Genomic DNA, 18,859 nt, shown 5'->3' on the forward strand with positions numbered 1-18,859 from the left:
CCTTCTTGCCCCCCCCCCCCCCCTCCTTCCCCCCCCCCCCCCCCCCCCCCTTCTCCCCCCCCCCCCCCCCCCCCCCCCCCCCCCCCCCCCCCCCCCCCCCCCCCCCCGCCACGGGGTTACTGGTTGAGGGCGACGTCCATCTCGGAGAAGAACTGGTCCACGGCCTCGTCGACCGTGACGGTGCCGAAGTTCAGCTCCGTGCCGAGCTGGCGGAACTTCTCCTCGAGGCTGCCGTAGCCGACGATCGGCACGGGCGGGGCGTCGCCGAGGCGCTCGGCGATCGACGCCTCGTAGTCGGCGACCTTCTGGCTGAACTCGTCGAGCTCGGCGGCCTCGAGGGCCGTCTGCGATGCGGGCAGGCCGCGGTTCGTGCCGAAGATCTCACCCGACTCCGGGCTGTTCACGAGGAAGTCGACGAGCGTCGCGGCCGCCTCGGGGTGGTCCGTGTTCGCCGAGATCGCGTGCAGCATCGACGGCTTGAGGTAGAGGTCCTTCGCGCCCTCCTCGGTCACCGGCGGGGCGACGAGGTCGAGCGTCGAGTACCCCTCGCCGAGGTTGGCGAGGTAGCCCGCGCCGAAGTTGTCCCAGACGAGCTCGCTCGTCGTGAGCGCGGAGTCGAAGCCGCCGAGCGGGGTCAGCTCCTCGACGCGCTGCTGCTCGATGGTCGTGCCGTCCTCGCGGATCTCCGAGCCCTGCTCCCAGAACGCGCGCAGGTCGTCCTCGGTGAAGTTCGCCTCGCCGTCCTCCGTGAAGAGGTCCTCGCCCTGTGCGCGCATCTGCAGCTCGAAGTTCTGGATGCGGCCGGTCCAGTCGCCGCCGCCCCACGCCTCGATGCCCTTGGCCTCCGCGGCGTCGGTGACCTCGGCCATCCACGCGTTGTAGTCCTCCCAGGTGCCGCCGGCGAAGCCCTCGACGCCGATCTCCTCGAGGAGGGTCGGGTTGAGGAACATCGCCCACGCGTTCGTCGAGGTCGTGATGCCGTAGTTGCCGTCGCCGACCTGGCCGATCGCGAGGATCTCCTCCGAGAGCGCGGAGTCGTCGATGATGTCACCGACGTACGGCGTGAGGTCGAGCAGCAGGCCGTTCTCGGAGTACTGGCGCAGGTACGAGTAGTCGAACTGCATGACGTCGGGCAGGCCGCCGCCGGCCGCCTCGGTCTGCCGCTTCTCCCAGAAGGCGGGGAAGTCGAGGAACGAGCTCTGGATGGTGATGTTGGGGTATTCCTCGTTGAAGGCGGCGAACGCCTCCTCGTAGAGCGCCGCGCGGACGTCGTTGCCCCAGAACGCGAAGGTCAGGGTGACCTCCTCGTTGGGGTCGACGGTCTCGACGGCCTCGGGGGAGCCGCCGGAGCAGCCGGCGAGTGTCAGGCCGCCGATCGCGACGAGGGCCGCCGTCGCGGCCAGCCTCTTGGTGGGGAACATCTTTGTCCTCTCAGAACGACATCGTCCATGCCCGGAGCGGGCGGGCGCCATGGGGTGGAAAGCGCTTGCCCGAGACTCTAGCGCGCGTAAAAACGTTTCACAAGGGGGAGGCCCCTTCCCGCCCCGTGTCGTGGCCGTACCGTGACAAAGGGCGGGAAGGGGCGGGCGGATCAGCCGAGGATGACCTTCGCCTCGGAGAAGAACTGCGACACGGCGTCGTCCACCGAGACGGTGCCGAGGCCGAGCTCCTTGCCGAGATCCCAGAACTTCTGCTCGAGCGAGCCGTAGCCCACGACGGGCGCGGGCGGAGCGTCGCCGATGCGCTCCTCGACCGACGCGAGGAAGTCCGCCACCTGCTTGTCGGGGCCCTCGAGGGTCGCGCCCTCGAGCTTCGTCTCGGACGCGGGGAAGCCGAGCGACGTGCCGAAGATCTCGCCGGCCTCGGGGCTGTTCACGACGAAGTCGAGGAAGATCGCGGCGGCCTCGGGGTGCTCGCTCTTCGCCGACACGGCCATCTGCAGGCCGGCCTGTCGATAGAGGTCCTGTGCGCCCTCCTCGGCGGTGGGCGGCGCGACCATCGAGATGCTCGATGCGCCGGAGTCCGCGAGGTAGGCCGCGACGAAGTTGCTCCAGCTCGCCTCGCTCGCCGTGACGTTCGCCCCGAAGCCCGAGACCGGGCTCAGCTCCTCGAGCTTCTGCTGGGGCACGACGACGCCGTCGCGGTCGGCGGCGCCGCTCTCCCAGAAGGCGCGGAGGTCGTCCTCGTCGAACCCGAGCTCACCGTCCTCGGTGAAGAGGTTGCCGCCCTGTGCGCGCAGCACGTTCTCGAAGTTCTGGATGCGCTGCGTGTAGTCCGTGCCGCCGTACACCGCGCCGCCGGTCGCCTCGGTGACCTCGGCCATCCACGCCGAGTAGTCCTCGAAGCTCGTGTCGCCCGGGTAGGGCTCGATCCCGTGCTCGGCGAGGATGTCGTCGTTGAGGAAGACGGCCCACGTGCTGTAGCCGAGCGGGAGCGAGTACTGCGCGCCGTCGAGCTGGCCGGTCGCGAGCAGGCCCTCGTCGATCGCCGCGGTGTCCACGTACTCCGCGTACTCGCTGAGGTCGGCGAGCATGCCGTTCTGCGCGTACTGACGCAGGTACGTGTCGGAGAACTGCCACACGTCGGGGAGGCCGCCGCCGGCGGCCTCGGTCTGGCGCTTCTCCCAGTACGACGGGAAGTCGGTGAACGACCCGTTGACGGTGATGTTCGGGTGCTCCTCGTTGAATGCCTCGATGAGCTTCTCGTACCGCTGCGCGCGGTCGTCGTTGCCCCACCACGTGAAGGTCAGCTCGACCTTCTCGTCCGGGTCGTACTCGGTCGAGCCGGAGCCCGAGCTCGCGCATCCCGCCAGGGTGAGGGATCCGATCGCCGCCGTGACCGCGGCCACGCGGATGAGCCGTCGCTTCATCGCTGCTCTCCTGTCTGCTTCTTCGCTGTGTGAAGGGCGCGCTTCCCACGTTGGAAAGCGCTTCCCTTCGGGCACGCTAGTGCAGTCAGAAACGTTTTACAAGCCGGATGTCACGGCGCGAGCTCACGGGCGAGCGCCGCGACCTCGTCGGGCTCCCAGACGCGGTCGAGGAACGCGAGACGGTGCGCGAGCGCGAGCTCCTCACCCGGCGCGAGCACCACGGTCTCGGCGAAGGTCGGCGACGGCGCGAGCACGGGGAACGGCTCTGCGCGCACGAACCAGCGGATGGCCGGCGAGCCGCTCGAGCGCCCGGCGAACGCGAGCACGGTCCCGCCCCCGTCGATCTCGTCGTGCAGGCCCGAGAACGCCAGCCACGGCGCCTCCGACCCCATCAGCTCATCGGCCTCGGCGCCCGCACGGGCGGCGGCGACGCCGCTGACGTCGGGTGCGACGACCGTGCCGCCCGTGAAGGAGCGCGTCAGGCGCAGGAACAGGCCGGAGTAGCCCGCGTTCTCGCGGCCGTTCGTCGTCGGGCTCCCGAGCACGAGCTCGCGCTGGCTCGTGTTCCGCAGCGTCGACGCGATGTCGAGCGCCCAGAGCCCACGCGAGGGGTCGAGGGTGTGGAACCGGTGCTCGCGCGCCTCGCTCAGCCACGCGTCGCCCGAAGCCGTGATCCACGTGAGGTCCTCGCGGATGACCGCGGCCGGGCCATCCGAGAGCGCCCGGAAGCGGTCGTGGCGGATGCGCCCCACGTTGTCGAGCGGGATGTAGCCGCGCCCGTGCACGTAGGTGTTGCCGCCCCAGAAGTTCTGGCCCGAGACGTCGGTGAGGGTCATCTGCAGGCCCTTGTGCCATCGGTGGTCCCAGGGCCGGAAGCCCGTGAGCGGCGCCCCCGAGAGGGCTCGGATCGGGTGGAGGTAGGGCTTCGGGCCCTCGAATGCCGGGGCGTCCTCGGCGAAGACGTATCGTGCGACCTCCCTCCCGCCCGCGCGGACGACGACCGAGGCCTCCTCCTCGTGCAGGGCGAAGGCGGTCATGCGCGCGCCGTTCGGATGGTGCCGGCATGGATGCGCGCGGTCGCCCCGACGGGATCGCCGCCGGGCATCGACGCGTAGAACGGGTCGGCGGCGGAGAGCTCGTCGCGCGCGACCGCGCGGCCGGTCAGGGCGGACTTGTACATGCCGGCGGCGAGCTCCATCACGCGCCGACCGTCCGCGCCGCTCACGCGGGGCCGCTCGCCGCGCTCCATGCTGTCGACGAACTGCGTGAACTGCGGCACGTGGGTCGAGCTCGGCACATCGTCCGTCGGCGCCCAGGCCGCCGCCGTCTCGGGGGCGACGTGCGGCGCGGGCGTCCACGTCCAGTGCGCGTTGCCGTAGCCGTAGAGATGCTCGACCTCGACGGTCGCGTGCTCGAAGTCGATGCGCACCTGGCTCGTCTCGCGCGGCGACAGGAGGCTGTTCGTGATCGAGCAGAGGGCGCCCGAAGCGAAGCGCACGACGGCGAACGAGACGTCCTCGGTCTCGGTCTCGCGCGCGAGCGTCGACATGACGGCCGTGACGTCGGTCCATTCGCCCAGGAGCGACAGGAGCATGTCCATCTGGTGGATGCCGTGGCCCATGGTCGGGCCGCCGCCCTCGGTCGCCCACTTCGCGCGCCACGGCACGGCGAAGTACGACGGATCGCGGTACCAGAGCGTGTCGCACTTCGCGACCAGCGGCCGGCCGAGCGATCCCTCCGCGATGAGCGTGCGGAGTCGCTCGGCCGCCGATCCGAACCGGTGCTGGAAGATGTAGGCGGCGTAGGGGCCGTTCTCGCCCTCGTGCGCCATGATCTCGTCGTAGTCGGCGAGCGAGAGGGTCGGCGGCTTCTCCGACAGGACCCACGCGCCGGCGTCGAGAGCGGCGATCGCGGCCTCCTTGTGGGCGATCGGCGGCGTCGCGAGCGTGACGAGGTCGGGGCGCTCGCGCTCGAGCAGCTCGGCGACGTCGGTGTACCAACTCGCGACGCCGAACTCGGCCGCGGCCGACGCCGCGGACTCGGCGCTCAGATCGGCGACCGCGACGACCTCGACGCGATCGCCGAGCGCGCGCAGGCTCGGCAGGTGCTGCACGCGGGAGATCGCTCCCGTTCCGATGACGGCGACGCGGATGGCCATGGTGCTGCTCCTTCGCATAGGGCGCCCGGTGGGAAAGCGCTTGCCGACAGGGTATCGCGATTCGGCCGCGCGAGCGAGCCGAGGCTCCGCGCGCGGGTCAGAGCGCCTGGGTCAGGTGGAGCCGAGCGTAACGGCCGTCGCGCGCGAGGAGCTCATCGTGCGCGCCCTGCTCGACGATCCTGCCCTGCTCGAGGACGACGATGCGGTCGGCGCTGCGGACCGTCGACAGCCGGTGCGCGACGACGAGCGTCGTCCGCCCCGACATGAGGCGATCGAGCGCCTCCTTGACGAGTCGCTCCGACTCGGGGTCGAGGGCGCTCGTGGCCTCGTCGAGCAGGAGGATGCGCGGGTCGCGTACGAGCGCGCGGGCGATCGCGATCCGCTGGCGCTGCCCGCCCGACAGGCGGGCGCCGCGCTCGCCGACGATCGTGTGCCATCCGTCGGGCAGCGCGTCGACGAAGTCGAGCGCGTTCGCGTCGCGCAGGGCCGCGCGGATGCGCTCGTCGTCGGCGTGCTCCAGCCCGTACGCGACGTTGTCCCGGATGGTGCCCTCGAACAGCACGGACTCCTGCGGCACGACCGACACGTGACGGCGGACGGTCCGCAGGTCGAGCTCGCGCGTGTCGGCCCCGTCGAGCAGGATGCGACCGCCCGTGGGGCGCACGAAGCCGAGCACGAGGTTGAGCATGGTCGACTTGCCCGAGCCGGACGACCCCACGAAGGCGACGGTCTCGCCGGGGCGGATGTCGAGCGAGACGTCGCGGATCGCATCGACGTCGGCGTCCGGATAGCGGTGCGTCACGTTCTCGAGCGCGATCGCGCCGACGACGGCGTCGACACGTCGCCGGCCCTCGTTGACCTCGATGTCGGGCTCCTCGAGCACCTCGGCGATCGAGCGCACCGACTCCATCCCGCGCGCGGCGACGGGGAGGAGGAGCAGGAGCTGCGTCATCCCCTGCGTGAGGAGCGCGAAGTACGACGACAGCATGACGACCTCGCCCGGCGTGATCGGGACGATGCCCGTCAGCGCGAACATCGCGGCGAGGACGAGGCACGAGGCGCCGAGCAGCTGCATCGCCACCCACGACATCGACGCGATGCGCCCGTTGAGCAGGTCGAGCACGAAGCCCGCGCGCCGCACCTCGTCGGCGCCTGCGGCCACGCGCGTGACGGCCGTCTGCTCGAGCCCGTGCGCGCGGGTGATCGGGATGAGCGAGGCCATCTCGCCGACGCGCGCCGAGAAGCCCTCGACCTCGCGCCGGAAGCGCTCGTTGCTCGCGCGCGAGCGGCGGGAGGTGCCCCAGCGGATGAGCACGGCGAGCGGAACGGCGAGGAGGTAGATCGGCAGGAACTGCGGCACGACGAACGCGGTCATCGTCACGGCGCCGAGGAGGACCATCGCGGCCGACAGCAGCGGGTGCATGACCTGCTGCAGCATGACCTCGATGTTCTCGACGTCGCGGACGACCTTGGTCTGCACGACCGATGCGCTCTGGCGCGTGTGGAAGCCGATCGACAGGTTCTGCAGCCGCTGCGCGAGCGCGTTGCGCAGCTCGGCCCCGGTGTCGCGCACGACCGTCATGAACATCCGCGTGTACACGATGTGGTTCGGGTAGTTCTGCAGCAGCAGGAGCGCCGCGACCGCGAACCAGCCGAGCACGTGGATGACCTCGCCGTCCGACGCGACGATGTCGACGATGGCGGCCGTGACGACCGGGAGCGCCCACAGGGGGATCTCCTTGAGCGCGAACGCGCCGACGGCCACGGCCATCCGCCCCTTCCGCCGCAGCAGCAGGCGGACGACCGAGCGGGCGGGGTGTGATCCGTCGATGCGGACGGGCCGGGGAAGCGATTTCTCGGTCACGTCAGCCATGCTACGGCCGTCGTGGGCCATCCGGCCTCGCCGCGTTTCGCGGCGACCCGCCTCCGGATCGACGCGAAACGGGGCAGGGCTCGTCGAGCCCTGCCCCGGAACGCGTCGAAGCGACGCCCGGTCGCCGCACTTCGCGGCGACCGGGCGCCGGATCACTTCACGGTCACCCGGATCTCCTTCGTCTCGGTCTCGCCCGCGGCGTTCGCGAGCACGGCGCGGTACACGTGCTCGCCCGCGGCCCGGCCGGTCAGGTGCGTCGACGCGGTCTGGGCCTCCGGCGTCGCCGCCGTGAGCTCCTGCTCGTCGACGAGCTGCCCGTCCTCGTACAGGCGGTACGACGTCGCGTTCGTGCCCCACCAGAGGTTCGCCGTGACGGTGTAGTCGCCGTCGCGGTCGTGGTTGTCGTGCGAGAGCACGGCCGTGCCGGGGTTCGCGTCGACGACCTTCACGGTGACCGGCTTGCACGGGGTCGTGCCGTGCTGGTTCACGAGCTCGCACGTGTACTCGTACGTGCCGTTCACGCGGCCCGTCACGTCGAACGAGAACTCCTGCGCGCCGGGAGTGCGGTCGGCGAGGTGCGCCTCCGTGAGGAGCTCGCCGTTCTCGAACAGGCGGATGGTGTGCGCGTTCTGGCCGTGCCGCAGGTTCATCGTGACGGTGTAGTCGCCGTCCTTCAGACCGTAGGCCCATCCGCTCGTCGTCGAGAGCACGCCCTTCGCGGGCGCCGCCGTCGCCGGCCCGGGCACGACCTCGGCCGGTGCGGCGTCGGTCGTGTAGGCCAGGCGGGGAGCGGCCGGCGTCTCCATGCCCTCGCCGAGGTAGTAGCTCGTGTGCGGCGGCTGGTTGTATCCGGTGAGCTGCCACGCGACGGCGAGGCGGTACTGCGCGTCCGACATCAGGGTGCGGAGGCGGTGCTCCGTGACGTCCGTCGTCGTGAAGATGCGCAGCGCCGTCGAGTCGGTCGTGCGGTACACGAGCTCCTCGCGCCAGTCGCCGAACAGGTCGGCCTGGAGAGCGGGGTTGCCCTTCGTGTCGTTGTTCGTCAGGACGCCCTCCGGCTCGAAGATCGGCACCTCGACGCCGTTCTCGTAGTCCCACTTCGACACGACGGGCGAGCCCAGGCGCGTCGTCGTGTCGAACGCGTGGTCGACGATCTCGCTGAGGAGGTCGCCGTCCCACTGGGCGACGAAGTTGGCGGCGGGGATGGCCGTGGAGATCTCCTCGCCCGACACGTTGCGCAGGGTGCCCACCCGGGAGTCCCACGCCACCGTGCCGCCGATGTTCCAGCCCTCGGCGCCGTCGTAGCGCGGATCGATGTCGGCCATCGCGCCGCGGCCGGTGTCCTTCGTCGCGGGGACCGACCACAGCACCTCGCCGGTCGCCGCGTCGCGGTAGGTCGCGCCCACGCTGCCGGACCGGCCCATGTCCTCGTGCACGGCGTAGACCTCGAGGCCCGGGCGCGCCGGGTCGAAGTCGCTCACGTGCTCGGCATCGCCGTGGCCGAGACCCGTGGAGTACAGGCCCGTTCCGTCGTCGTCGATCGTCGCCGATCCGAAGACGATCTCGTCCTTCCCGTCGGCGTCGACGTCGGCGGAGATCATGGCGTGGTTGCCCTGACCCGCGTAGTCGCCGTTGCCCTTCGTCGAGGAGTCGAACACCCAGCGCTGGCTGAGGCTCTCGCCGTCGAAGTCGAACGCGGCGATCACCGCGCGCGTGTAGTAGCCGCGCGAGAACACGACGCTCGGGTGCTCGCCGTCCAGGTACGCCACGGTCGCGAGGAAGCGATCGACGCGGTTGCCGTAGCTGTCGCCCCACGACGCGACGTCGCCGCGGCCGGGCACGTAGTCGATCGTGTCGATCGCGCGGCCCGTCGTGCCCTCGAACACCGTGAGGTACTCGGGTCCGGTGAGGATGTAGCCCGACGAGTTGCGCCAGTCCTTGCTGCCGTCGCCGATCACGGTGCCCTGGCCGTCCTCGGTGCCGTCGGCGGTCTTCACGACCACCTCCGCGCGGCCGTCGGAGTTCAGGTCGTAGACCATCGGCTGCGAGTAGTGCGCTCCCGCTCGGATGTTGATGCCGAGGTCGATGCGCCACAGCTGCGTGCCGTCGAGCTCGTACGCGTCGAGGTAGACGTTGCCCGTGTAGCCGGCCTTCGAGTTGTCCTGCGAGTTCGTCGGATCCCACTTGACGACGTACTCGAGCTGGCCGTCGCCGTCCAGGTCCGCGACCGACGTGTCGTTGGCGCGGTAGGAGTACGGCTGCCCGTCCTTCGAGTACGCGTCGGCCGGCTTGTTCAGGGGGATGTCGAGCGACTGCCCGTCCTTCCACGGCCGGAACTCCTCGGTCGCCCAGAACGACACCCCGTCCTCGACGATCGCGATGCGGTACGTCGAGTCGGCCGAGCCCGCCGCATCGAGGTAGTTCGTCGTGTCGACGATCGGCTCCTCGGTGATCCTCTCGCCGTCGCGGTAGACGTGGAACGCGGCATCCTGCGCGTCGTCGCCCAGCAGGCGCCATCCGACGTAGACGCCCTGCTCCTGCGCGACGGCCACGGGGGCGCGATCGAGCCGCTCGGCGGCCCGATCGAGCGTCGTGACCGCGGGCGTGGTGACGGGCTCGGAGGGCTCGGACGCCCCGCCCGCGTTCACGGCCTGCACGCGGTAGGTGTACGCGATCGTCGTGAGGACGTCCTCGTCGACGTACGCGGGCTCATCCGCCCGCGCGATGACCTGCCACTCGCCCTTCTTGTCCTGACGGCTGACGAGATAGAACAGCGCGCCGTCGGACGCGTCCCACGAGAGCGCCACGGAGTTCTTGAGCACGTCGCCGTAGGCGAGGCCCGTGGGCGCCGCGGGGACCGCGACATCCGGGTCGATGACCTCGACCTCGACGCCGACCGAGGGCACCGACTCGTCGCCCCGCGCGGTCACGGTGGTGACGGCGTAGGTCGCGGTCTGGCCGGGCTGCGCCGTCTCGTCGACGAAGGAGGTGCCCTCCGTCTCGCCGACGAGGACGGTGCCGTCGTCGGTCGTCCGGTACAGCCGGTAGGCCGCAGCCTCGGGCGCGGCATCCCAGGACAGCGCGGCCGTCGCGGACGCCCCGTCGAATGCGAGGTCGTCGAGCCGGATCGCCGCGGGGGCGACGAGGATGGGCGTGAGCGTGAGGCCGTTGAGGTGGCCGGTCGCTCCCGAGATCACGGTGCTGAGCTGCCCGTCGCTCACCGTGATGCCGTCGATCGCCTTCGTCGTGCTGCCGCGGCTGACCGACAGGCCGCCCTCGTCGCTGCCCTCGATCTCGACGTTCGTGCGGACGGTGCCGAGCAGGTCGCCGACCGTGACGCTCGCCGAGTACTCGCCGTTGGGCACGTCGACGGCGAACTCGTAGCTGCCGTTGAAGTACGCGACGAAGTCGCGCGCGACGTCGTCGCCGGCCGATGCGCCGCGGTCGCGGTCGATCATCCCCGTCGGGTCGACGATGCCGTAGCCGCGCTCCGCCGAGTAGACCGTGGAGCGGTTGACCTCCGTGTAGCCCGCGCCGACGGGGGCGCCGGCCGGCTGGAAGTCGTAGCGGTACGCCGCGGCGCGGGTGGTCGCGGTCACGATGTCGCTCGACGGACCCTCGCCGAGTCCGTTGACCGCGCTCACGCGGAAGTCGTACGCGCCGCCCTCCGCGAGCGAGCCGATGCTCTTCTGCGGCACGGTGGATGTCGCCGCGAGGGTGAACGCGTCGGCTCCGGCCTCGCTGCGGTAGATCCGGTAGATGTCGGCGCCCGCGGTCTCGTCCCATTCGAGCGACACCGAGGTGCTCGAGGTTCCGGCCACGGCGAGACCCGTGACCGCAGCGGGGAGCTCGGAGGGCGAGGTGACCTCGACCGCCTCCGAGATGGGCAGGCCGAGCTCGGCCACGCCCTGCGCGACGAGGCGCGCCATCTGGATCGCACCGTACTCCTGGAAGTGCGTGTTGTCCTGCACGCCGTTCGGGCGGTTCGGGTACACCCCGGGGTCGGCGTAGAGGAAGACCGACTTCGCGGCCTCGGCGCCGATCGCGTCGAGGTAGGCGCGGCTCGACGCGGAGAGATCGACCAGCGGGACGTCGAGCTCTGCGGCGACGGCCTTCATCACCGCGACGTACTCGGGGAAGCTCTCGTTGAAGAGCCCCGTCTCGCTGTCGACGTCGAGCCGGTTCACCGGGGTCACGAGCACCGGGATGCCCCCGCGCTGGCGAGTGCCCTCGACGTAGATGCGGAGGTAGTCGTCGAACTGGTCCGGCGGCGTGTACCGCTCGGGCACGGACGCGGTCGCGTCGTTGTGGCCGAACTGCACGAAGACGTAGTCGTCGGGTCGCACGACGCGGAGGATCTCGTCCAGGCGGCCCTGCTGCACGAACGACCGCGACGAGCGGCCTCCGATCGAGCGGTTGTCCACGGCGACGGCGTCGGTGAGGAACTGGTCGATCATCTGACCCCAGCCGGCCTGCGGCTCCCAGTACGGGTCGTACGTCTGCACGGTGGAGTCGCCGGTGAGGTACGCGGTGGGCGTCGCCGCGGCCTCGCGCGGAGCCTGCGGCGTGATGACGATCGCGTTGATGTTGGCGGCCGCGCCCGTGAAGTCGAACGACAGCTGCCCGTCGACGAGGGCGATGTCGTAGTTCATCTGGAGGAAGGCGCCCGCGGCCTTCGAGGTCGTCTGGACCTTCTGGATCTGCTCGCTCGCGATCGCGATCTCGGTCGTGCCGCCGGTGTCGCCGGCGACGATCGAGACGGTGTAGTCGACGTTCGCGAGATCGACGACGAAGCTCGAGCCGCTCACCGTCGCGAAGTCGCCCTTCAGGGGGTCGCCGCCGCGGTCGGTCTCGGTCACCGTCGCGCCCGGGGCGAAGCCGAAGCCCGCCGCGGGGGAGTACGCCGAGCCCGCCGTGACCTGCGTGTAGCCGTCGGCCACGGCGCCGGGGCCGAAGTCGAATCGCACGGGCTGGCCGGCCGCCGCCGTGTCGGCCGGTGTCGTCGCGGCGTGCGCGGCGCTCGCGCCGCCGATGCATCCAAAGGCGACGGCAGCCGCCGTCGCGATCGCGAGGCCGCGCAGCGCGCGCGGCCCCCGGCCATCCGTCGGTTCGCCGGCGGGCTCGCCGGCGCGCAGGGTTCTGCCCTTCACATCAACTCCGATCGTGGGGGACGTCGTGCTTCATCGCACGGAAACGTTTCAGGAAAGCGCTTCCCGGGCACCATAGCGTCGGCGACGGCGACCGTCAAGACAGGACATGAAACGTTTTGACGCGCGGGGAGTCAGGCGCGCGTCGACGCCCGGACGACGAGCTCGGGCGCGAACACCTCGGCCGGCGCTGCGGCGGGCGCCGCGCCGCGCACGGCATCGACGAGCATCTCCGCGGCGCGGCGTCCCATCGCGCGCGCCGGCTGCCGCACCGACGTGATCGGCACGGCCGCGATCGAGGCGAATGGGATGTCGTCGTATCCGACGATGGCGATCTCGCCGGGAACGCGGATGCCCGCGGAGACGAGGGCGTGGACGATCCCGCACGCGAGCTGGTCGTTGGCGGCGAACACCGCGTCGGGGCGCTCGGCCGCGGGCAGCGCGGCGATGCGCTCGCCGATCTCGGCGCCTACTCGCGGAGTCGTGCGCCCGCTGAGCGTCACGTCGAGGGAGAGGCCCGCGTCCTGCGCCGCCGCGGCGGCTCCGCGCAGGCGGTCGCGCGTCTGGCGCACCTCCTCGCGCGCGCCCACGAACGCGATCCGCCGCCGGCCGAGCTCGATGAGGTGCTGCACGGCCATCCGCCCGCCCAGCACGTTGTCGAGCGAGACGGAGGGCGTGAGCCCCGTCTCGTCGACGCCGTCCACGAGCGCGACGGGGATCTGCTGCGCGCGCAGGCGCTCGAGCGCGGGCCCGACGTCTCCGAACGGCGAGATGAGCATGCCCTCCACGTGCGCCTGCTCGAACAGCTCGAGATAGCTGCTCTCGCGCTGGGCGCTGTCGTCGCTGTTGCCGAGCATGACCTGGTAGCCCGCGGCCGACGTCGCCTCCTCGGCGCCCTCGAGCATCTCGGCGAAGAAGGGGTTGCCGATGCTGATGACGGTCATGCCGATGAGTCCGCTGCGCCCCGCGCGGAGCTGCTGCGCCGCACGCAGCGGCACGTACCCGAGCTGGTCGACGGCGGCGTGCACGCGCGTGCGCACGTGATCGCTCACGGCCTCCGGCCGGTTGAGGGCGTTCGAGACCGAGCTGATCGAGACGCCGGCGAGGACGGCGACGTCGCGGATGCCCACCCGCTTCATCCGACCCCCGTCCCGCCGTCGTCTGCGACGGCTCGGTAAACGCTTTACGAGATCAGTGTGGCACAGCGCAGCGGCGGGCGACGCCAGGCGGCGCGGGCGAATGCCGTGTCGTCAGCCGAGGCGACGCCCGAGCCACGCCAGCTGCGCCGCGCGCTGCGCGCCGCCCCCGCCCTCGTGGTTGTTGAACGGATAGACCTCGATCTCCTTGTCCTCTGCACCCCACGCGTTGAAGGCGCCGAACACCGTCGAGGGCGGGCAGATCGTGTCCATGAGCGCGACCGAGAACAGCGCGGGAGCCGTCGCCCGCGACGCGAGCGTGACCCCGTCGAAGTACGACAGCGTGCGGTAGACGCCGTCGATCCGGTCGCGGTGCGCCGAGAGGTAGGTGCGGATCTCGCCGTACGGCATCGAGTCGACGAGCGTCGTCGCGCGCGGGAAGTCGCACAGGAACGGCACGTCGGGCATGGCGCCCGCCACGTCGCCGGCGAGCGCCGCCGCTGCGATCGAGAGGCCGCCGCCCTGGCTTCCGCCCGCGACGAAGACCGGGAGCCCGGGTGCGAGCGCGCGAGCGGCGTCGACGGCGAGTGCCGCGTCGGTGAACGCGCGGCGGTAGTAGTAGGTCTCGGGGCTCTCGATGCCGCGCGTCATGACGCCCGGCGCCTGCGAGCCGCTGCCGTGCGGGTCGGCCGTGGCGCCGCCCATGCTCCAGTGGCCCCAGCCCTGGCCGCGCGTGTCGACGATGAGCCGTGCGCATCCCGCGAGCGGGAACGAGCCCACCTCGTGAGCGGGGCCGCGGCCGCCCGAGTAGCCGACGAACTCGACGACGATCGCACGGGGCGCGCTCGCGGCGGGCACCTGCCACCAGCCGCGGATCGTGTCGCCGCCGAAGCCCGCGAACGCGACGTCGTGCACGTCGACGAGTGTGAGCCCGGTGTCGACCGGCTCGAGGCGCGGAGCCCAGGCGGCATCCCGCGACTCGGCGAGCGTGCGCTCCCAGAAGGCGTCGAAGTCGTCGGGCACGGGGAGCTCGGGCCGGTACGTGCGGAGCTGGTCGAGGGGGAGATCGAAGTGCGCCATCGTCGGCGTTCCTCCTGAGGTCGGGGCTGCGGTGGAAGGACCGAGGGCGAGCCTAGCGCGCCGCGTGCGCTCGACGGAAAGCGTCATCCGGCCCGGCATGCGACGACGCCCGCCCCCGGCGAGGGGCGGGCGTCGTCGAGCGGATGGTCAGAGCGCGTCGATCGCGGCGTTGAGCGTCGCGGAGGGGCGCATCACGGCGGCCGTCTTCTCGGCGTCCGGACGGTAGTAGCCGCCGATGTCGGCGGGCTTGCCCTGGACGGCGAGGAGCTCCTCGACGATCTTCTCCTCGTCGGCGGCCAGCTTCTCCGCGAGCGGCGCGAACGCCGCAGCGAGGTCGGCGTCCTGCGTCTGCCGCGCGAGCTCCTGCGCCCAGTACAGCGCGAGGTAGAAGTGCGAACCGCGGTTGTCGATCGTGCCGAGCTTGCGACCGGGGGAGCGGTCCTGCTCGAGGAACGTCCCCGTGGCGGCGTCGAGCGTGTCGGCGAGCACCTGCGCGCGCGCGTTGTCGGTGGTCTGGGCGAGGTGCTCGAACGACGCCGCGAGGGCGAAGAACTCGCCGAGCGAGTCCCAGCGCAGGTAGTTCTCCTCGACGAGCTGCTGCACGTGCTTGGGAGCGGAGCCGCCCGCGCCGGTCTCGAAGAGGCCGCCGCCCGCCATCAGCGGGACGATCGAGAGCATCTTCGCCGACGTGCCGACCTCGAGGATCGGGAACAGGTCGGTGTTGTAGTCGCGCAGCACGTTGCCCGTCACCGAGATGGTGTCGAGACCCTGGCGGATGCGCTCGAGCGAGAACGTCGTCGCCTCGGCGGGCGCGAGGACGCGGATGTCGAGGCCGTCCGTGTCGTGCTCGGGCAGGTAGCGCTCGATCTTCGCGATGAGGTTCGCGTCGTGCGCGCGGGTCTCGTCGAGCCAGAACACGGCGGGGGTGCTCGAGAGGCGCGCGCGCGTGACGGCGAGCTTCACCCAGTCGCGGATGGCGGCGTCCTTCGTCTGGCAGGCGCGCCAGATGTCGCCCTGCTCGACCTCGTGGGAGAGGACCGTCTCGCCTGCGCCGTTGACGACGCGCACGGTGCCGGCCTCGGCGATCTCGAAGGTCTTGTCGTGCGAGCCGTACTCCTCGGCCTTCTGCGCCATGAGGCCGACGTTGGGCACGGTGCCCATCGTCGTCGGGTCGAGGGCGCCGTTCGCCTTGCAGTCGTCGATCACGGCCTGGTACACGCCGGCGTAGGACGAGTCGGGGATGACGGCGAGCGTGTCCTTCTCGGCGCCGTCGGGGCCCCACATGTGCCCGCCGATGCGGATCATCGCGGGCATCGACGCGTCGACGATCACGTCGCTCGGCACGTGGAGGTTCGTGATGCCCTTGTCGCTGTTGACCATCGCGAGCTCGGGGCCGTCGGCGAGGGCGCGGTCGAACGCCGCACGGATCTCGGCGCCGTTCTCGAGCTTCTCGAGGCCGGCGAAGATGCCGCCGAGGCCGTCGTTGGCCGAGAGGCCGGCCGCCTCGAGGTCGGCGCCGTACTGCGCGAAGACGGGGGCGAAGTAGGCCTTGACGATGTGGCCGAAGATGATCGGGTCGGAGACCTTCATCATCGTCGCCTTGAGGTGCGCCGAGAACAGCACGCCCTCCTGCTTGGCCTGCGCGATCGCGTCCGCGAGGAACGCGTCGAGCGCCTTGGCGCTCATGAAGGTCGCGTCGATGACCTCGCCCTCGAGAACCGCCACCTTGTCCTTGAGGACCGTCACCGTGCCATCCGCCGCCACGTGCTCGATGCGCAGCGCGTCGTCGGCGGGCGAGACGAACGACTTCTCGTTCGAGCGGAAGTCGTCGTGGCCCATCGTGGCCACCGCGGTCTTCGAGTCGGCCGACCACGCGCCCATGCGGTGCGGGTGCGCCTTGGCGTACGCCTTGACGGCGCCGGGCGCGCGGCGGTCGGAGTTGCCCTGACGCAGGACGGGGTTCACCGCGGAGCCCTTGACGCGGTCGTAGCGCGCGGCGACCTCCTTCTCGTCCTCGGTCTGCGGGTCTTCGGGGAGGTCAGGGATGTCGTAGCCCAGCGCCTGCAGCTCGGCGATCGCGGCCTTCAGCTGCGGCACCGATGCCGAGATGTTGGGGAGCTTGATGATGTTGGCGCTCGGCTCGTTGGCGAGCTCGCCCAGCTCGGCGAGTGCGTCGCCGATGCGCTGCGCCTCGGTGAGACGCTCGGGGAACTGCGCGATGATGCGGCCCGCGAGCGAGATGTCGCGCGTCTCGAACTCCACACCGGCCTTGGACGCGAAGCCCGAGATGATCGGCAGCAGCGAGTACGTCGCCAGCAGCGGCGCCTCGTCGGTGTGGGTGTAGATGATCTTTGACATGGGTGAGGCGACTCCAGACGGTGGGGTGTTGCCGGGGAACGACGGATGGCACGCGGATGGCGCGATTCTGTCTCGACATCAAGATACCTGGTGGGCTCTGCGCGGACGAAAGCGGGACGCGACTTGACCCTCACGCAGCGTCAGGCTCGAGGGTGGAGCGCATGACCGACTACTACGACGCCTTCGAGATCAGCCCCGTGCCGCCGCGCGACCCCGACGCGGTCGCGCCCGAGCCGTTCCGCGGCATCTACGCGATGCCCTCCTTCGTCACCATCCCCGCGCCCGACCTGCCCGCGTCCGTGGAGTTCTGGACGAGAGGGCTCGGCTTCATCGAGCTGTTCAGCGTTCCGGGCGGGATCGTGCATCTGCGGCGCTGGGCCTTCCAGGACGTCCTCCTCGTGCCCGCGGGCGATGCCCCCGCGCCGCCTCCCGCGATGAGCGTCAGCTTCGCCTGCGTCCTCCGGCAGATCGAGCCGGTCGCCGCCGCGTGCCGTGCCCTCAGGACGGACGCGGTCGACGGCCCGCGCGACACGCCGTGGGGCACGCGCGACCTCGAGATCCGGACGCCCGAGAACGCCCGGGTCGTGTTCACCGCGCCCCTGCCCTGGGACCCGGAGAGCGACGCCGCGCGCCACCTCGCGGAGCTCGGCATCACGGCGCCCGATGCGGCCCGCGAGCAGAATGGGGAGCATGCGCGATGACGTCGACGGCCTGACGGTGGGGCAGGCGGCTGCGCAGCTCGGGGTCACGGTGCGGACGCTGCACCACTGGGACGCGATCGGGCTGGCGAGCCCGTCGGAACGGACGTCGGCGGGCTATCGGATGTACACGGCGCCGGACCTCGATCGGCTGCGCCGCGTCGAGATCTACCGCGAGATCGGCGTCGCGCTCGAGGACATCCGCGCGATCCTCGACGGCGCGTCGCCCGAGGCGGCGGGGACGCTCCGGGCGGCGCGCGCCCAGCTCGAGGAGCGGATCGCGCGGCTGAGCCGGCTCGGATCGGGCCTCGAGCGGATGATCGTCGCGCACGAGCGCGGCGTCCCGCTCGCGGACGAGGTGCAGCGGGAGGTGTTCGGATCCGGCTGGGACCCCGAGCAGGCGCGCGGCGCACGCGAGGCCTACGGCGGCACACGGCAGTGGCGGCAGTTCGCCGAGGCGGCCGCCGACCGCACCGCCGAGGAGTGGCGCGAGGTCGCCGACCGCGTCGCGGGCGTCGAGCGCTCGCTCGCGGACGCGATGGACCGCGGTGTCGCACCGGGCAGCGCCGAGGCCGATGACCTCGTCGAGCGCCACCGCGAGGCGTTCTCGGCCTACTTCCCGCTCAGCCGCCAGATGCAGGTGTGCCTTGCCCGCCGCTACGAGTCGGACCCGGGGTTCGCGGCGCACTACGACGGCATCCGCGTCGGCCTCGCGGCCTGGTTCCGGCGCGCGGTCGACGAGAGCGCACGCGCGCGCGGGATCGACCCCGAGACGGCGGTCTGGGAGTAGCGGGACGCGACTAGGGTCGTGGCGTGGCCGTCCTCGTCGCGTGCATCGCCGTCGTCCTGCTCAACATCTACGCGATCGTGCTCGTGAGGCTCCGATCGGCGGTGTACGGCGTGCCGCTCTACCGGCCGATGCTGCTGAACATCGGCCTCTCCTTCGTTCCGGTCCTCGTCTCGCTCGTCGCGGTCGCCGGGCTCCTCGGGCTCCCCGCGCTGCTGTCGCTCACGGCGCTGCGGCCACGGGCCGCGGCGGTCGCGGTGTGGGTGTACGTCGTCGTGGGCGCGATCGTGTGGGTGCTGCTCTTCCCGAACTCGATCTATCTCATCACCGAGCTGAACTTCAGCCACCGCCGCGACGGCGACCCGGTGCCCCTCTGGTACGACATCGTGCAGACCCTCACGCTCACGCTCTCCGGCATCGCGAACGCGGTGCTCAGCCTCGCGGTCGTGCAGACGGCCTTCCTCGTGCTCGTCGAGCCCAACGCGATCGGCGCGGTGCCCGCGTCGAGCTGGGCGCTCGCGGCGGTCATCATCGTGCTCGGGGCCGTGGGCGTCTACCTCGGGCGCTACCTCCGGTTCAACAGCTGGGATGTGCGCCATCCGGTCTCGCTGCTCCGCAAGCTGCGCGCGCACCTGCGCCAGCGCGGGAAGGCCCTCGAGGCGGGCGGGTTCGTGCTCACGCACGCGGTGCTCATCGCCCTCATCTACGTCCCGACGTACCTCCTCGGGTTCGGCGCCCTGGCCGCCTGAGCCC

The 18,859-nt window shown here is 71.4% G+C and carries 12 protein-coding genes; 3 read left to right on the forward strand and 9 right to left on the reverse strand.

Annotated features, from left to right (window positions below; translation table 11 throughout):
* Nucleotides 1-116: 116 nt before the first annotated feature.
* The 9 genes from ACWXWW_RS07800 to ACWXWW_RS07840 form a co-directional block, all read right to left on the reverse strand.
* The gene (locus tag ACWXWW_RS07800) at nucleotides 117-1,421 is read right to left on the reverse strand and encodes an ABC transporter substrate-binding protein (protein WP_455969538.1); all 1,305 of its coding nucleotides are present in this window, start codon (nucleotides 1,419-1,421) and stop codon (nucleotides 117-119) included.
* 170 nt (nucleotides 1,422-1,591) lie between these two features.
* On the reverse strand, nucleotides 1,592-2,869 hold the full coding sequence (locus tag ACWXWW_RS07805; RefSeq protein WP_455969539.1) for an ABC transporter substrate-binding protein: 1,278 nt from the start codon (nucleotides 2,867-2,869) through the stop codon (nucleotides 1,592-1,594).
* Between the two features lie 110 nt (nucleotides 2,870-2,979).
* Nucleotides 2,980-3,906: a DUF6807 domain-containing protein gene (locus tag ACWXWW_RS07810; RefSeq protein WP_455969540.1), complete on the reverse strand. Its 927-nt coding sequence runs from the start codon at nucleotides 3,904-3,906 to the stop codon at nucleotides 2,980-2,982.
* Nucleotides 3,903-5,027, reverse strand: a complete 1,125-nt coding sequence (locus tag ACWXWW_RS07815) for a Gfo/Idh/MocA family protein (RefSeq protein ID WP_455969541.1) — start codon at nucleotides 5,025-5,027, stop codon at nucleotides 3,903-3,905. Before ACWXWW_RS07815 ends, ACWXWW_RS07810 begins: the two co-directional genes overlap by 4 nt.
* Nucleotides 5,028-5,124: 97 nt before the next feature.
* The gene (locus ACWXWW_RS07820; RefSeq protein ID WP_455969542.1) at nucleotides 5,125-6,891 is read right to left on the reverse strand and encodes an ABC transporter ATP-binding protein; all 1,767 of its coding nucleotides are present in this window, start codon (nucleotides 6,889-6,891) and stop codon (nucleotides 5,125-5,127) included.
* A 161-nt stretch (nucleotides 6,892-7,052) separates the two neighbouring features.
* Nucleotides 7,053-12,050, reverse strand: a complete 4,998-nt coding sequence (locus tag ACWXWW_RS07825; RefSeq protein ID WP_455969543.1) for a rhamnogalacturonan lyase family protein — start codon at nucleotides 12,048-12,050, stop codon at nucleotides 7,053-7,055.
* 131 nt (nucleotides 12,051-12,181) lie between these two features.
* Entirely contained in the window at nucleotides 12,182-13,186 is a 1,005-nt protein-coding gene (locus ACWXWW_RS07830; protein WP_455969544.1) for a LacI family DNA-binding transcriptional regulator, read from the reverse strand.
* Nucleotides 13,187-13,297: 111 nt separating this feature from the next.
* On the reverse strand, nucleotides 13,298-14,263 hold the full coding sequence (locus ACWXWW_RS07835; RefSeq protein ID WP_455969545.1) for an acetylxylan esterase: 966 nt from the start codon (nucleotides 14,261-14,263) through the stop codon (nucleotides 13,298-13,300).
* A 147-nt stretch (nucleotides 14,264-14,410) separates the two neighbouring features.
* Nucleotides 14,411-16,621 (reverse strand): NADP-dependent isocitrate dehydrogenase, encoded by a 2,211-nt coding sequence (locus ACWXWW_RS07840; RefSeq protein WP_455969546.1) that lies wholly within the window; start codon nucleotides 16,619-16,621, stop codon nucleotides 14,411-14,413.
* Between the two features lie 161 nt (nucleotides 16,622-16,782).
* Between ACWXWW_RS07840 and ACWXWW_RS07845 the strand changes: the two genes are divergently transcribed.
* The 3 genes from ACWXWW_RS07845 to ACWXWW_RS07855 are packed head-to-tail and all read left to right on the forward strand — an operon-like array spanning nucleotide 16,783 to nucleotide 18,855.
* Entirely contained in the window at nucleotides 16,783-17,322 is a 540-nt protein-coding gene (locus tag ACWXWW_RS07845; protein ID WP_455969547.1) for a VOC family protein, read from the forward strand.
* Entirely contained in the window at nucleotides 17,312-18,109 is a 798-nt protein-coding gene (locus tag ACWXWW_RS07850) for a MerR family transcriptional regulator (RefSeq protein WP_455969548.1), read from the forward strand. Before ACWXWW_RS07845 ends, ACWXWW_RS07850 begins: the two co-directional genes overlap by 11 nt.
* A 23-nt stretch (nucleotides 18,110-18,132) precedes the next feature.
* Nucleotides 18,133-18,855 (forward strand): DUF1361 domain-containing protein, encoded by a 723-nt coding sequence (locus ACWXWW_RS07855; protein WP_271172722.1) that lies wholly within the window; start codon nucleotides 18,133-18,135, stop codon nucleotides 18,853-18,855.
* The last annotated feature ends 4 nt before the right edge of the window (nucleotides 18,856-18,859 follow it).

This window comes from Microbacterium sp. KNMS, assembly GCF_053851835.1.

Bases quoted from the DNA above. Each gene is read 5' to 3' on its own strand.
- ACWXWW_RS07800 (WP_455969538.1), bottom strand. From the start codon at position 1,421: ATGTTCCCCACCAAGAGGCTGGCCGCGACGGCGGCCCTCGTCGCGATC.
- ACWXWW_RS07805 (WP_455969539.1), bottom strand. From the start codon at position 2,869: ATGAAGCGACGGCTCATCCGCGTGGCCGCGGTCACGGCGGCGATCGGA.
- ACWXWW_RS07810 (WP_455969540.1), bottom strand. From the start codon at position 3,906: ATGACCGCCTTCGCCCTGCACGAGGAGGAGGCCTCGGTCGTCGTCCGC.
- ACWXWW_RS07815 (WP_455969541.1), bottom strand. From the start codon at position 5,027: ATGGCCATCCGCGTCGCCGTCATCGGAACGGGAGCGATCTCCCGCGTG.
- ACWXWW_RS07830 (WP_455969544.1), bottom strand. From the start codon at position 13,186: ATGAAGCGGGTGGGCATCCGCGACGTCGCCGTCCTCGCCGGCGTCTCG.
- ACWXWW_RS07835 (WP_455969545.1), bottom strand. From the start codon at position 14,263: ATGGCGCACTTCGATCTCCCCCTCGACCAGCTCCGCACGTACCGGCCC.
- ACWXWW_RS07840 (WP_455969546.1), bottom strand. From the start codon at position 16,621: ATGTCAAAGATCATCTACACCCACACCGACGAGGCGCCGCTGCTGGCG.
- ACWXWW_RS07845 (WP_455969547.1), top strand. From the start codon at position 16,783: ATGACCGACTACTACGACGCCTTCGAGATCAGCCCCGTGCCGCCGCGC.
- ACWXWW_RS07850 (WP_455969548.1), top strand. From the start codon at position 17,312: ATGCGCGATGACGTCGACGGCCTGACGGTGGGGCAGGCGGCTGCGCAG.